At 62.4% G+C, this 13,652-nt stretch carries 10 protein-coding genes; 3 read left to right on the top strand and 7 right to left on the bottom strand.

Annotation, left to right across the window (positions count from 1 at the left end; all coding sequences use genetic code 11):
- Nucleotides 1–9: 9 nt before the first annotated feature.
- Nucleotides 10–1,530 carry an amino acid ABC transporter permease/ATP-binding protein gene (locus AB6N07_RS01455; RefSeq protein ID WP_370676055.1) on the bottom strand — a complete coding sequence of 507 codons (1,521 nt, stop codon included), beginning with the start codon at nucleotides 1,528–1,530 and terminating at the stop codon, nucleotides 10–12.
- A 157-nt stretch (nucleotides 1,531–1,687) separates the two neighbouring features.
- Nucleotides 1,688–2,467: an ABC transporter substrate-binding protein gene (locus tag AB6N07_RS01450; protein WP_370678169.1), complete on the bottom strand. Its 780-nt coding sequence runs from the start codon at nucleotides 2,465–2,467 to the stop codon at nucleotides 1,688–1,690.
- 408 nt (nucleotides 2,468–2,875) lie between these two features.
- Here AB6N07_RS01450 and AB6N07_RS01445 point away from each other — a divergent pair, with 408 nt between their 5' ends.
- Nucleotides 2,876–3,964, top strand: coding sequence for a LacI family DNA-binding transcriptional regulator (locus AB6N07_RS01445; protein WP_370676054.1), 1,089 nt, complete (start codon nucleotides 2,876–2,878; stop codon nucleotides 3,962–3,964).
- A 59-nt stretch (nucleotides 3,965–4,023) separates the two neighbouring features.
- On the opposite strand, the gene AB6N07_RS01440 is transcribed toward AB6N07_RS01445, so the two are convergent.
- Nucleotides 4,024–4,869 carry a PfkB family carbohydrate kinase gene (locus AB6N07_RS01440; protein ID WP_370676053.1) on the bottom strand — a complete coding sequence of 282 codons (846 nt, stop codon included), beginning with the start codon at nucleotides 4,867–4,869 and terminating at the stop codon, nucleotides 4,024–4,026.
- Nucleotides 4,870–4,952: 83 nt separating this feature from the next.
- Complete coding sequence (locus AB6N07_RS01435; protein ID WP_370676052.1) at nucleotides 4,953–5,930, bottom strand: SIS domain-containing protein; 978 nt, start codon at nucleotides 5,928–5,930, stop codon at nucleotides 4,953–4,955.
- A 228-nt stretch (nucleotides 5,931–6,158) separates the two neighbouring features.
- Here AB6N07_RS01435 and AB6N07_RS01430 point away from each other — a divergent pair, with 228 nt between their 5' ends.
- Nucleotides 6,159–6,896, top strand: a complete 738-nt coding sequence (locus AB6N07_RS01430; protein ID WP_370676051.1) for a GntR family transcriptional regulator — start codon at nucleotides 6,159–6,161, stop codon at nucleotides 6,894–6,896.
- Nucleotides 6,897–6,950: 54 nt separating this feature from the next.
- Here the strand turns inward: AB6N07_RS01430 and AB6N07_RS01425 are convergent, their stop codons facing one another.
- From AB6N07_RS01425 to AB6N07_RS01415, 3 genes are read right to left on the bottom strand one after another with little or no spacing between them, the layout of a single operon-like run.
- Nucleotides 6,951–10,034, bottom strand: a complete 3,084-nt coding sequence (locus AB6N07_RS01425; RefSeq protein WP_370676050.1) for an alpha-mannosidase — start codon at nucleotides 10,032–10,034, stop codon at nucleotides 6,951–6,953.
- A 48-nt stretch (nucleotides 10,035–10,082) separates the two neighbouring features.
- Nucleotides 10,083–11,072: a LacI family DNA-binding transcriptional regulator gene (locus tag AB6N07_RS01420; protein ID WP_370676049.1), complete on the bottom strand. Its 990-nt coding sequence runs from the start codon at nucleotides 11,070–11,072 to the stop codon at nucleotides 10,083–10,085.
- The gene (locus AB6N07_RS01415) at nucleotides 11,069–12,094 is read right to left on the bottom strand and encodes a Gfo/Idh/MocA family protein (protein WP_370676048.1); all 1,026 of its coding nucleotides are present in this window, start codon (nucleotides 12,092–12,094) and stop codon (nucleotides 11,069–11,071) included. Before AB6N07_RS01415 ends, AB6N07_RS01420 begins: the two co-directional genes overlap by 4 nt.
- Before the next feature lie 203 nt (nucleotides 12,095–12,297).
- Between AB6N07_RS01415 and AB6N07_RS01410 the strand changes: the two genes are divergently transcribed.
- Entirely contained in the window at nucleotides 12,298–13,590 is a 1,293-nt protein-coding gene (locus AB6N07_RS01410; RefSeq protein ID WP_370676047.1) for an ABC transporter substrate-binding protein, read from the top strand.
- Nucleotides 13,591–13,652 lie beyond the last annotated feature (62 nt).

Raw genomic sequence — 13,652 nt, 5'->3', positions numbered from 1 at the left:
CAGATGGTCCTACAGCACTTCGTTGAGGAAGCGCTTGAGACGTGGGCTGTTCGGTCGATCGAAAATGTCGTCGGGCGTGCCGGACTCGACGATGCGTCCCTCGTCCATGAAGACGACCTGATCGGCGACCTTGCGGGCAAAGCCCATCTCATGGGTCACCACCACCATGGTCATACCACGGCGGCCGAGGTCGGACATCAGGTTGAGGACACCCTTGACCAGCTCCGGGTCGAGGGCGCTGGTCACCTCGTCGAACAGGATAACCTCCGGTGCCATGGCCAGTGCTCTTGCAATGGCAACGCGTTGCTGCTGGCCGCCTGAAAGGCTGCTGGGCCGGTGATCCATGCGGCTCGCCAGCCCGACGTCGAAGAGACGCGCCTCGGCGATGCGCCGGGCTTCGGCCAGTGGCATCTTCTTCACCTTGGTGAGCGCCAGCACGACGTTCTCGAGAGCGGTGTGGTCGGGGAACAGATTGAACTGCTGGAACACCATGCCGACGCGCCGACGCAACGTCTCTGGCTTCATGGTCAGGATCGACGTTCCATCGATCTTGACGTCGCCGGTTTTCAATTCCACCAATCGGTTGAGACAGCGCAGGAGCGTCGACTTGCCGGAACCCGACGGACCGATGACGCAGGTCACGGTGCCGGCCTTCACATCGAGATCGATGTCTTTCAGGACCTCAAGGTCGCCATAGGCCATGCCGAGGCCACGCACCGTGAGGCTTCCGCCCTTGAAGGTTGGGAGCTTCTCGGCAGCTTTGGCCGTCCCGATGCTACCCTGCAGTTCGCCGACCTCCTCAAGACCTGAGACCAGCGCCGTCGGTCGCCGGCCGGTTCGGAGCCGGTTATCGACGTAGTTGACGAGATGGGTGAGAGGTACGGTGATGACGAGGTAGAAGATGCCGGCAAGCAACAGCGGCGACAGGTTGCCCGTCACCACCGCCTGATCCTGGCCAACACGGAAGATCTCGCGCTCGGAGGCGAGCAGGCCGAGGAAATAGACGAGGCTCGAGTCTTTGACGTTGCCTATGAACTGGTTGACCATCGCCGGCAGCACGCGGCGGATGCCCTGGGGAATGACGATGAGGCGCATCCCCTGTCCGTAGCTCATGGATAGCGCGCGACAGGCTTCCATCTGACCGCGCTCGACACTCTGAATGCCGGAGCGGAAGATCTCGCCGATATAGGCTCCGGCGATGAGGCTAAGAGCCATGATGCCGAGCGGATAAGGGGATGGCCCGAAAATCTCACGGCCGATGCGGGCAAAACCCTGGCCGATGATCAGAATGGTCAGGATGGCCGGCAGACCGCGGAAAACGTCTGTGTAGAGGCGGGCCGGTAGCCGTGCCCAGGCCGATCGGGAAATGCCGCTCACCGCGAGAACGATACCGACCAGCACGCCGAGGATCGTCGAGGCAAAGGCTAGAATGAGCGTATTCTTAAGGCCGATGAACAGCATGTTCGGCAACACGGCCGCCATCGCATCGAAGTCCAGAAAGCTGCGACGAACGTTCTCGAACCATTCCATTGGGAAAGACTTTCCAAGTCGGCTGAGCGCTACAAAAAGAAACCGGGCACGCGATGGAGCGTCCCGGTCAAGGGGACCGTCCGGCAGGAGTGCCCAGACGGCTTTCTCGGGGACCGGTCGCCGCGCCCGGAGCGATGCCCAGGCGCGGATGGCCGTCTTACTTCTTGGACGGCAGATACTGGTCGGGCATCGGCGAGCCCGGGAACCACTTTTGATAGAGCTTCTGCCACGTACCGTCTTCCATCGCGGCGTGCAGGTTTTCATTGAGCGCCTTGCGGAAGGCGTCATTGCCCTTGCGGACGACGAAGCCAGCCGGCGCGTCGAAGGAGGGAATATTCACGGCGAGCTTCAGCGCCGGATAGGTCTCGCCATACTGCTTGGCAGCCTCGTAGTCGAGGAAGTGAGCGTCCACCGTGCCGTTATTGAGGCCGGAAACCGCCGAGTTGTTGTCGGGGAACTTGACGATATCCGAGCTGGCGAAGTTCTTCTCGGCATAGATCTCCTGCAGCGTGCCCTGTACGACACCGAGACGCTTGCCCTTGAGACCTTCGGGGGTGGTGATCGATGCGTCGGGTGTCAGCACCGTCAGATAGCCGGCGAGATAGCCGTCCGAGAAATCAACGTTCTTCTTGCGGGCTTCGGTGGTGCCGATGGCGGCGACGGCCACGTCGAAGCGGCCGTTGGCCACCGACGGCATCAGGGCTGAGAAGTCCTGGCCGGTGAAGGTGACGTGATCCTTGTCGAAGCCCATGCGCGAGACGACGTTGAGGAAGAACTCGATATCGAAGCCGCTGAACTGGCCGTTGGCGTCGACGAAAGCGTAGGGCTTGGAGTCCCCCATGGTGCCGACACTGATGGTCGCGGGGTCAATCAGATCATAGGGATTATTGCTGGCGGCCACCGCGGCCGAAGCGCCGGTGCCGGCAAGAACGGCCATCAGACCGATGGTGCGGATGTGACGGCCCAACCCTTTAAGTGCCCTGCTGATCATGTGCTGTTCTCCTTGTTTTTAGTCTTCTGTCATCTGCTTTTGCCGCGCCCTTTGTTGGTGGCGGCAACCATTGTTCCGAACGGACATCCCACTGGGCCCCTGTCCGGATTTCTTCGAATGGCGAAGTAAAAAGAACTCACCTTCGCGCAAACAAGCTTCCATTCGCGCCGTATCCCTGCGACGCGGTGATAGAACCTATGATTGTCCATCATCGGCGAGCGATGTTGGTTGTGCCATGTGCAGCACGCTTATTATCAACATTGATGCCGGTTCAGATGTAGTGTGAGACCGGTCTCAATTCGGAGGTTATTGCGACATTGACGTGACGTCAATCGCTATGTAGTGCTACAGCCTATGGATAGGAAAACTTCTCCCTTTCGCCCGGTGACGGTGGCCGACGTGGCGCGGCGCGCCGAGGTCTCCAAGGCGACCGCCGCCCGCGTGCTCGGCGGTTATGGCCCGGTCAGCGAAGAGGTGAAGTTGCGCGTCCAGGCAGCCGCCAAGGCGCTCGATTACCGGCCCAACGAACTGGCGCGCTCGATGAGCACCGGCAAGTCCGGCACCATCGGTATCGTGGTCGGCGACATCGAGAATGCCTTTTTCGGCATTGCGGTGCGGAGCATTTCCGACACTGCCCATCGGCATGGCTTCAATGTCATTCTGGCCAATTCGGGCGAAGAAGTGGAGGCGGAGAGGGCGGCGCTCAAGGTGCTGGTTGGCAAGCGGGTCGATGGCCTGATTGTCACGCCGGCCGACAACCGCAACGTGGCTCATCTCCGGGATATCGTCCGATCGCGGCGCCCGCTGGTCCTGTTCGATCGGCCGATCGAAGGCCTTGCTGCCGATGTGGTGGCCAGCGACGATCGCGACGCGGCTTTCGCTGCCACGATGCGCCTTATCGAGGCCGGTCACCGACGTCTTACCTACGTCACGGCGCTCAATGCCGAGCCACCGGTCTTCACCGGCCCGGAGCAGCTCTACACATCCTCGGTCAAGGCGCGCATCGACGGCTTTCTCGCCGCTTGTCGCACCGCCGGCATCGAGGAGCCCGAGTGCGGCGTTTGTCTGGCCGGAGGCGCCGTTGGCGGTCAGCAGCGAGCATCGGTCGAACGCTTGCTGCTTGCCAGCGCGCCGCCGACCGCCATCCTGGCCTCGGACAGTCTGGTCGCCTTCGAGATCTTCAAGGTAATGCAGGCGCGGGGCCTGCGCATTCCCGACGAGCTGTCGCTGGTGTCCTTCTACGACGCGGAATGGACGTCTGTGACGACGCCGCCGATCAGCGTCATCGACCAGCCGGTCTATGACATGGGCACCCAGGCCGCCGAACTCTTGATCGCCCGCATTAACGGTGACTCGCCACCCGCCCGCCAGTGCATCCTGCCCACGCGCTTCATCGAGCGGGGCTCGATCGGCGCGCCACGCCGCATGATGGCCACCACCTGACCGCTGCCGGTTCGCTGCCGGGTGTGTTGGGTGGGGCGTCCTGGCGGGCACGGTGGGCCTCAGTCGCTGGCGGGGTGGGGGTAACCGAAAGCACCGAAATAGGCGCAGGTGGCAGCGGCGCATTCGGCCGCGAAATCGAGGGCGGCTTCGATCGGCCGGCCGGTCAGCACACCGGTGAGATAGCCGGCAAGGAAGGAGTCGCCCGCGCCAAGCGTATCCACCACTTCCACCGGCTTGATGCCCTGGCGGTAGCGCCGGCCGTTGGCCAGCCAGAAGGCGCCATCGCTGCCGCGTGTTACGCCGACCGTCGTGACTCCGAAACCGGAGATATAGCCGATGAGGTCGTCGATGTCGGTGTCGGAAAGGCCCGATCCGGACACGAACGCACCTGTGATATGCGGTGCGACCGACGCGATGTAGTCAGCGTCGCGGTGGGTCGAGAAATCGAAAGTCAGTGTTTGGGCATGCGCTCGGATCTTCGGTAGTTCGGGTTCGATATAGCTGAACACCGACGTGTGGACGTTGCCGAAGCTCTCGATGGCCTCGATATCCTCGGCATCCATCCGCAGGGCAAGCGCCCGCTGGATGCCACCCTTGTTGGAGCCCAGGAAGACGCGGTCGCCTTTTTCGTCGAGCGACACGACGGCCTTGCCGTTCGGGCCGAACGCCTGCCGGAGCCGGTCGATCCAGATACCCTCGCGCGTCAGGCTGTCGCGAACATGGGCACCCTCGGCGTCGTTGCCGATCAGACCGATGTAGCCGGCGCGGGCAAGGCCATCGCGCTTGGCCAGCACAGGCACATTGACGGCGTTGCCACCGGGAAAGAACTCGCCGCGGTCCTTATAGAAGTCCACCACATTGTCGCCGATGCCGAGCAGGGCCGACGAGGACACCGAAGCAACCATCACTCATCCTTTCGGCCGTCGCTGCACGGCCAACGCCACACGGAAGGTGGGTAGGGCGGCGTTCCGCCCCACCCTTCAAGCAATCAATATTCCATGCGCCACATGTAGCGGCGAACGGTCAACGGATGGCCGCGGCTATCGGCAAGCGCCACGGCATAGGCGCGCAGCAGCGCCGTGAACAGCATTGGTGTCAGATACTCGGCCGCATCGCCAGCCTGCGCCTCGAGGCCGAATTCGGCGGCATCGAGCACGAGAAGGCGCTTGGAGTATTTTTCGGTGAAGGCAAGGGCTCGCTCGTCCATCTTGCGGGCGTTGCCAAGGCCTTTCAGGATGATGAAGGGCACGTCGAAGTCGGCGACCTCGAAGGGACCATGAAAATACTCGCCGGCATGGATGGCCGCCGAATGCACCCACTGCATCTCCTGCAGGATGCAGATAGCGAAGGAATAGGCCGACCCCCAGTTGGCGCCCGAACCCATGGTGTAGATCACCGGCTCGCGCTTGTAGCTTTCGGCCCAGGCGGCGATCGATGACTTATGGTGAGCAATGACGCTCTCGATGGTCTTCGACATGCCAGCCAGCGCCTTCTCGACCTTGGCAAGCTTGCCGTTACCCTCGCGGGCGGCAAGGATGCCGAAGACGAGGCGCATCAGCATGGGCGCTGCGTGATCCTCGGAAACGGCCAGCGGATTGTACTGGTAGAGAATGACCGCCTCTGACGCCTGGTCGAGGGGCGAGTTCTCGACGTTTGTGAACGAGATGGTCAGTGCACCGGCTTCGCGAGAATACTTGGCGGCGGCCACCGTCTCCGGCGTGTTGCCTGAGTGCGAGCACAGGATGACGATCGAGTTCTTGCCAAGGCGCTTCGGCGCCCGCGCCAGGAACTCGGCGGCGGTATAGGAGAAACCGGCGATTTTCTCGGCCTCGCGTTCGACCGCGTAATGGCCGGACATGAGCAGCGCGTTGGAGCCGCCGCAGGCTACGAAGAAGATGTCCGTCACCGCTGCGCGCGCGGCCGCTGCCTTCACCGCCGACTCGACGTTCTTCACCACTTCCGTCATGATTGATTCCTTGATAACGTCCTATGACGTCATATACGCTAGTATGGCTGGTCTCGGTCTGTCAACGCCATTCTCGAGGCAAAGCTAAACAGGCCCCGACCTGCGCCAACGGCCTATGCAAAGCCGGTTGCACCGACGGCTGCAACGGTGACTTGGCGGACGTTCTGTGGCACGGTCACTATCAAATTCGAATGGCGCTTCCATCCGGAACCGAGGAGAAAAGTCGTCTTGTCCCAGTCCACCGACAGCCTCACGAGACAGGACGCTTCGCCGCTGTATCTCCAGCTCAAGAACAGCCTGACCGAGGCGATTCGGAGCGGACGCTACGCACCCGGCGAACCGGTGCCGACCGAAACGCAGCTCTGTGAGCAATATGCGGTAAGCCGCATCACCGTGCGGCGGGCGATCAGCGAGCTGCAAGAGGAGGGGCTATTGGAGAAGCGGCATGGCAAGGGCACCTTCGTGTCCTTCCGCCGCATGGAAACCAGCCTCGTCGATCTTGCCGGCTTCTCGGAGACCTATTCTCTGCAAGGCTACAAGGTGAGCAAGGTACTGCTGGGGGTCGCCGAAGGCACGGCTGACGGCGCCCTTGCCCAGAAGCTCGCCATTGCCAAAGGTGCGCCGATCCTGACCATCAGACGGCTGATCATGGCCGCCGATGCGCCAATGACCATTGAAATCTCTGACTTTCCGCTGTCCCTGTTCCCCGATCTCGCGGCCGAGATCGCCGGTGCTAGCTCGATTTATCAATTGCTGAAGACCCGATATGGCCGCGAAGTTCGTCATGCGCGCCGGGTGATCAACGTGCGGCTCGCCGGCCCCGACGAACGCGACCGGCTCAACTGCCGCAGCGGTGAGCCACTGTTCGAAGTCGAAAAGACGGTGTTCGACCAGTCGGGTACGCCGCTGCAACGCTCACTGCTCTTGACGCCCAGCAACCGGGTCAACTTCGTCATTCAAGTCTAGACGCCGGCACTGCCATGAAGTTTCACCGCGCCGGCGTACATGCATCGTCTGGGATCAGAAGCGATAGCTAGCGAGGCCAAAGGGGCGGCCGAGGGCGGCTTCTTCCTCCTGTGCGCGTTCGAGGGCGTCCACCGGCGTCGCGATCTTTCCCTCAGGCAAGGCGAGAGAGAAAGGCCCGCGTCGTCCAGCCGCCTCCGACAGGCGAACCACATAGCCATCGCCGTTTTCGGCCGGCTTCAGGGCGTGCAGGCGCACCTGCTGCCCGGTAATGCCGATCGGTGCGATGTCGTAGTCGGCCTCGCCGCTTGCGTTGACGAAGGTCGGTGGCGTGGCGAGTTGATCGGCCTCGGCCTGCACCGCTTCGCTCCACCAGCGACCATCGTATGGCAAAAGGGCATAGACGAAGTGGTGTTGTCCCTCGTCGGCCAGCATGTCGGGATACATCGGCCCGCGAATGAGGCTCAGCGTCAGCCGGTTGCCTTTGGCCGAGAAGCCGTATTTGTCGGCCGATAGCAGCGCCGCGCCCCAGTCGGTCTCCGACAGCGAGGCAAAGCGGTGGCCACAGGCTTCGAACTGGGCGCGCTGCCAGGTGGTGTTATTGTGGGTTGGACGGCGAGTGACGCCGATGGCCTGATCGAACACTGCTTCCTCGGCCAGTACGGTCACCGGGAACAAGGCGCGCAAGTAGGTGCGGCGGTCGTGCCAGTCGAGATCGGTGACGATCTCAAGACGTGGGCTGTTGGCCCACAGGCGCAGCTTCTGGCGGATGGTGCTGGCCGAATGGCGGCGGACGATCTCGACTTCGGCGAGATGCGGCCCTTCCGCCGTCACGTGGCGGCTCTCGACCGACAGCCATTCCTCCTCGCCGAGTTCGAAGCCGGCCTCGATATCCCAAGCGTCATACTGTCGTGGCAAGTCGTTGCGGTAGAGCATCAGCCGGTTGCCAGGGCCATCGAGCAATTCGCGGCCACAGCGCTTGTCGAAGAGGCTGGCAAGGCGACCGAATTCGTCGAGCGTTGCCCGGACGAAGTCATTCTCCAGGACGGTGCCGTCGGTCGCGACGGTTCGGGTGCTTGCCGACCCGACGAACGCCAGCGACAGCGGCGCGACAGGGCGGTCGATAGTCGCGACATAGCCACCGTCGATCCGCTGCGGCTTGAGCGCAGCCGGCAGTGGATCGCGGCTTTCGAGCTGGAGCGCTGTCTTCGCCGATCCCGAGATGTTGGCGACGAGCACACCCTTATGCGGGCCTGTCCGCCGGGCAGCGATGGCGGCGAGGCGTTGTCCGCTGAGGGAAGAAGCGTGGTCGACGACACCAGAAAGCTCCTTCTCGGTCTGCTCATAGACCTCGCGCACCGAAGAGCCTGGCAGGATGTCGTGGAACTGATTGCGCAAAAGCAGTGTCCAGTCGGCGGCAAGATCGGACATCTCGGACGATCCGCCGTCGAGCGCATCGAGCACCGACAGCGCCTCGGCAGCGACGAGGCCTGCTTCGGCACGCCGGTTGAGCTGCTTGACGCGTGCCTGCGTCGTCAGCGTGGCCCGATGATACTCGAGGTAGAGTTCACCCTGCCAGACTGGCAGCGCGGCGTTTTCCAGGTTTTTAGCCAGATTGAGCACATGTGGTTCAAGCGCGCCGTGACTGACGGAGGGAATGGCTGGCATGGCATTGAGGAACGGCAAGGATTCGATCTGGTCGGGATCGGGGCCGCCGCCGCCGTCGCCCCAGCCGTAGGAGGCGATCACCGTATCGGAAAGATCCTTGCCACCGTGGTTGCGCCAGACCTCCAAGAGGGCAGGCGGCGAGATGGTCATGTTGTAACCTTCGTGCTCCGACGCATCGAAGGTATGCACGAACACCTGCGATCCGTCGTTGCCCTGCCAGCGGAACAGGTTGTCGGTCAGGCGATTGGTCTCGTTCCACGTCACCTTGATGGTCACCAGCGCCTCAATGCCAGCGTGCCGCATGATCTGCGGCATAGCGCCGGTGAAGCCAAAGGTATCCGGCAACCAGGCCACTTGGCTGATGCGCCCGAAATGCTTCAGGAAATAGCTTTGCCCCAGCACGAACTGGCGCAGAAAAGCCTCGGCCGAGGGCATGTTAGTGTCGCATTCGATCAGCATGCCGCCGATCGGCTCCCAGCGTCCTTCGGCGACCCAGCGACGAATCTCCTCGAACAGCGCAGGGTCTTCCTCTTCGACATGGGCGTAGAAGATCGACGACGACTGCAGAAAACGGAAGTCCGGATGACGCTTCATCAGCGAATTGACGCTCGAGAAGGTGCGGACGATCTTGCGCACCGTTTCCGGCTGCGGCCACAGCCAGGCATAGTCGATGTGGGCATGGCCACTGACCAGAACATTGCCCTGCTTGGGATAGGCGGCGCGCAACTCGGCAATGAGGTCGTCGAAACGACGACTCGCTTCCACCACCGAAGCGATGGCATCCTCCGGCAGGGATGCCGGCTGCGCCGACGGCTCGAAACTGCGCTCCCAGATGTCACGCGCCCAGGCTCGGTCGGCGAGCCGTGGCCCGATCTCGCTGGTCACCGTTGGCAGGCGCAAGCCGGAGACGACGATCGATGCCGCCTCGAACAGCGACCGCGCCAGCTCCTTGTCGGCGACCGCATCGGCTGTCTCTTTGAGCGTCGCCAGTTGCCGCCGCAAATGGCGAACTTCCGGGTAATACTCGTAGATCTCGGCCATGCTGAGCCGTGGCTCGCGGTTGGGGATGCCGAACAGCGTGCGGGCAGCCGCCTCGACCACGATGCGGAAGGGAACGCCGCGTGGCGCTTCGAAGCGGCGATGGCGCGGATTGGCCGAGAAGCTGTCGATGAGCGCTCCGTCAGTCCCGATAAGGCGCACCAGCGATTCGCCACCAAAATCAAAGCGCAGCTCCACGCCCGACCCTTCAGGCAGCGTCACCGGCTCGTCGAGCTCGAAGCTGTGGATGCCGTGACGGTCGCCCCAGCCTTCGCCGAGATCGATCTGTCGCCGCGCTCCATCGGGACCGGTTTCCACAAAAGGCCCCAAATGCCGCCGGACCCGCAGTTCGAAAGCCTCCAGCTCATCCACCCAGGTTTCAACGTGGCGGGAGAGCTGCTCCAGGGTTCTCTGGCGGTCGCGATAGGGGCGCATATCTGAATTCCAGTCGGTATGGCAGGGGATTAGGTCGGCCCGGGTGCGTCAGGCGGTGGCGCCCCATCGGGTCGAGCACGTCAGGGTAATGGTGTCGGGCTTGTCGTCGCCGGCCTCATGCCGTTCGATGAGCTCGACGACGGCGTTAATGAAGGCGACGTGGTCGAGGCTGAGTGTGGTGAGGTCGTTGCAGTCCCAACTGGCCATGGCGATGCCATCCTGGCCGACGATGGCGACGTCCTCGGGTGCCGATTTGCCCAGCACCCGCTTGACCGCGTCGCGAGCCCCGATCGCCATCACGTCGTTGCCGCAAATGATCGCGTCGGCCTTGGAACGATGAACCAGCGGCACGGCTTCCTTGAAGCCGCTATCATAGGAATAGGTGCCGGTGGCTTCGGCCACGAAGGCGAGACCGCGCCTGGCGAGCGCGTCGGCGAACCACTTGCGCCGGAGCTTGTCGATCCAGCTCGAACTGGTGCCGGAGAGATAAGTAAAGCGGCTCTTGCCATTGGCGACCAGCCTGTCGACGATTTCGTCGGCCGCCGCCGAACCATCGATACGGATGGTCGACACGTCCTCGTTCTCGAGCGGCTCGAAGGAAACGATGATCGGCTTGGTGGTCGGGAAGATGTCAACGGCATCGCGCAACGACACCATGTCGGAGAAGATCACGACATGATCGACCTGATAGGTCGCGGCAAGACGCATTAGTTGCAGCCGGTCGCTATGATCGCCGCAGCACAGGATGATTGGAAGCAGTTGCCGTGCTTGCAGCGCGTGGACGAGCAACTGCTGTTCTTCCGCCTCGCAAGGGTTGCCGATGGCGTTGACGACAACGGCGACAAGGCGTGATCTCTGGTTGTTGAGCGAGCGAGCGATGGCATTCGGCTGATAGCCGTATTTGCGCGCCGCCGCCAAAATCCGGCTGCGCGTCTCTTCGCCGATGCGGGCATCCGGCGAAAAGGCCCGCGAAATGGTTGCCGACGAAACACCGACCAGTTCGGCAAGCTCTTTCGAGGTAATGCGCTTCCTGCTCATCGACCTATCCGCCCCTCGGCTTTACCGATATGCGCCGGGGCGCCGTTCGCTGCCGCCGATGCCTTGATGGCATCCCAAAGCCGGGCAAACCTCAACCCCATCTCCACCGAGGCGGTGTTCTCCATGGTACCGGCCCGGATGGCAAGAAAGCTTTTGAGCGGATTGTCGAGGATTTCAGCCGTCTCGCGGGGCTGAGCTACCCCGTCCAGGATAAGTTCGCGCCAACCGCCCCAGGCATCGATGCGGACGATCGCCTTGGTGAAGAACAGCGAGATGAACGAAGCGCAGCCTTTCGGTCCTTCACCGGCTGCTGTGAGCGTCGCCAGCGCACCGTTGGCGAGACGGGCGGAAACGGCGGTGACGATGTCGACCGGAGCGCCACGGTTGTCCATATAGGCGCCGACGCTGGCAAAATCGGAATTGGCCAGCAGGCAGACGGTGTTCATCAGGTGGGCGCCGGTGTCGAACATGAAACCGCCACCGGAAATCTCCGGCTTCTGTTTCCAGTGACCGGCATAATTGGTGGCCCAGCTTTCCCAGATCATGCCGGAGATGGCGACGAGATCGCCGAACTCGCCACCCAGCGATCGCTGGCGCGTGTCGAGCACCAGAGGAGACAGTCCGCCCTGGAAGGCGGTGACGATGGTGCCCTTGCCGCGTTTTTGCGCGGCGGTCAGCGCTTCGGCCTCGGCCACCGTCGTCACCATCGGCTTTTCAAGGAACATGTCGATGCCGCGCTCGGCAACGGCGATGGCCTGTTCGGCGTGGAAGGCGTGGGGTGTCGAAACGTAGACGATATCGAGCTTGTCGCCGCAGGTAGCGAGCATGTCGCGATAGTCGACAAAGCATTGCGGGCGCGATGCGCCAGCCTTCGTGCAAATGTCGGCAAGTCTATTGAGCGAGGTCTGCGACGTGTCGCTGAGCGCCACGAATTCCACTTCCGGCATCGCCACCCAGCTCGCTGCGTATTCGGCGGCCTTCAAGCCGGCACCGATAACTCCCAGCCTCAACCGCGCGACCATTTGTGTAACTCCTATCCTCCATTGTGCAAACGTGTACACAGTCGCGTTTTTCCTGACAAGCCATTTTTAAACTGTATTTTTCAGAGTGTTGCGCGGCATATGAGACGAAAGGATAGGGTGACTTGCCGAGGTTGCGAAAACGTGTACACTTCTCACGGCCGGCGCTGGAGGGCGCCAGGCATCCATTATGGGAGGGTTGTCCGTTGAAGAAGACGGTGTTTGGTGGCCTATGCGCCATCCTGCTTGGCTGCGCGTCCACGTTCGCGCAGGCTGAGACGCTTCGTCTGGCCAATCACGGCCAGGCCGGTATCGACGCGATGAAGTCGACGGTCGAGCGCATCGAGAAGAAGCTCGGGGTCAAGGTCGAGGTGGTCGAATACCCCGCCCCCGACAAGGATTATCTTTCCAAGCTCCTGACCGAGCTCGGCGCCGGCAATGGCCCCGATCTGTTCTCCATGCCATCAACAGCCGCCGTGGCCGATATGGTGGAGGCCGGCTATCTCGCGCCTGTAACCACCGAGATCAATGCCTGGGACGGCTACAAGAACTTCTACGATGTGGCCAAGAAGCTGGCGGTCAGCCCGGACGGCGAAACCTACGTCATGCCCTACATGCTGGGTATCCAGGAGATCTATTATCGCAAGGATGTGCTGGAAAAGGCCGGTATTTCCACCGAGCAGCCGAAGACCTGGGATGACCTGATCGCCCGCGCCGAGGAGATCAAGGCCAAGACCGGCGCCTACGGCCTTCTTTTCCCTGCCGGCATCAGCTGGGGTTCGGGCGCGTTCGACGAAGGCTTTCAGCACCTGATCGTTGGCTCCAAGACGCCGCAGATCGTCACAGACGACGGCAAGCTCGATCTCAACGGCGAGGGCGTCAAGGATGTCTTCAACGTCTACAAGACATTGATCGACAAGGATCTGATGCCGGTGCAGCCGCTGCTCGGGCCGGAGCCCTGGGTTATTCCCAAGTACGAACTGTTCCCGGCCGGCAAGCTCGTCGCCACGACTTGCGGCTCCTGGTGCTACATTTTCGACTGGGGCCGCGAGAGCAAGACCCCCATCCCGGATGTGACCAAGGTGGTCGGTACCTGGACTGTCCCCGGACAAACCAGCGGTCAGTTCGTGCTCGCCAACCTTGCTGCGCCCTGGGCGGTCAACGCCAAGTCGGCCAATGTCGAGCTCGCCAAGAAGGCGCTTCTCGAGATCGGCTCTGTTGAAACGCAGGTGTCCTACGCTGCCCGCATCGGCAACATTCCGGCCAGCAAGGATGCCGCAAGCAATCCCGAGTTCCAGAAACTCACCGAGCTGGTCCCGATTCACGCCGCCGCTGGAAACGGCACGTTCCTGAAGCAGGCCGCCGGTTTTGGCACCGTCGCCGAAGGTGTTGCCCGCGCCACTGACGCTCTGCTGCGCAAGGAAGTTGATGCCGCCGGTGCCCAGAAGATCCTCGTCGACTACGTCAAGGAAACGCTCGGCGAAGAGGCGGTGAAGTAATCCCGGGTTAGCGCCGATGAATAGGGGGACGTGGGGCTTGCCTTACGTCCCCTCGGTCTTCG

The organism is Pleomorphomonas sp. PLEO (genome assembly GCF_041320595.1).
In the GTDB taxonomy this organism is placed as follows: domain Bacteria; phylum Pseudomonadota; class Alphaproteobacteria; order Rhizobiales; family Pleomorphomonadaceae; genus Pleomorphomonas.
This window is presented reverse-complemented; position numbering and strand designations above follow the sequence as displayed.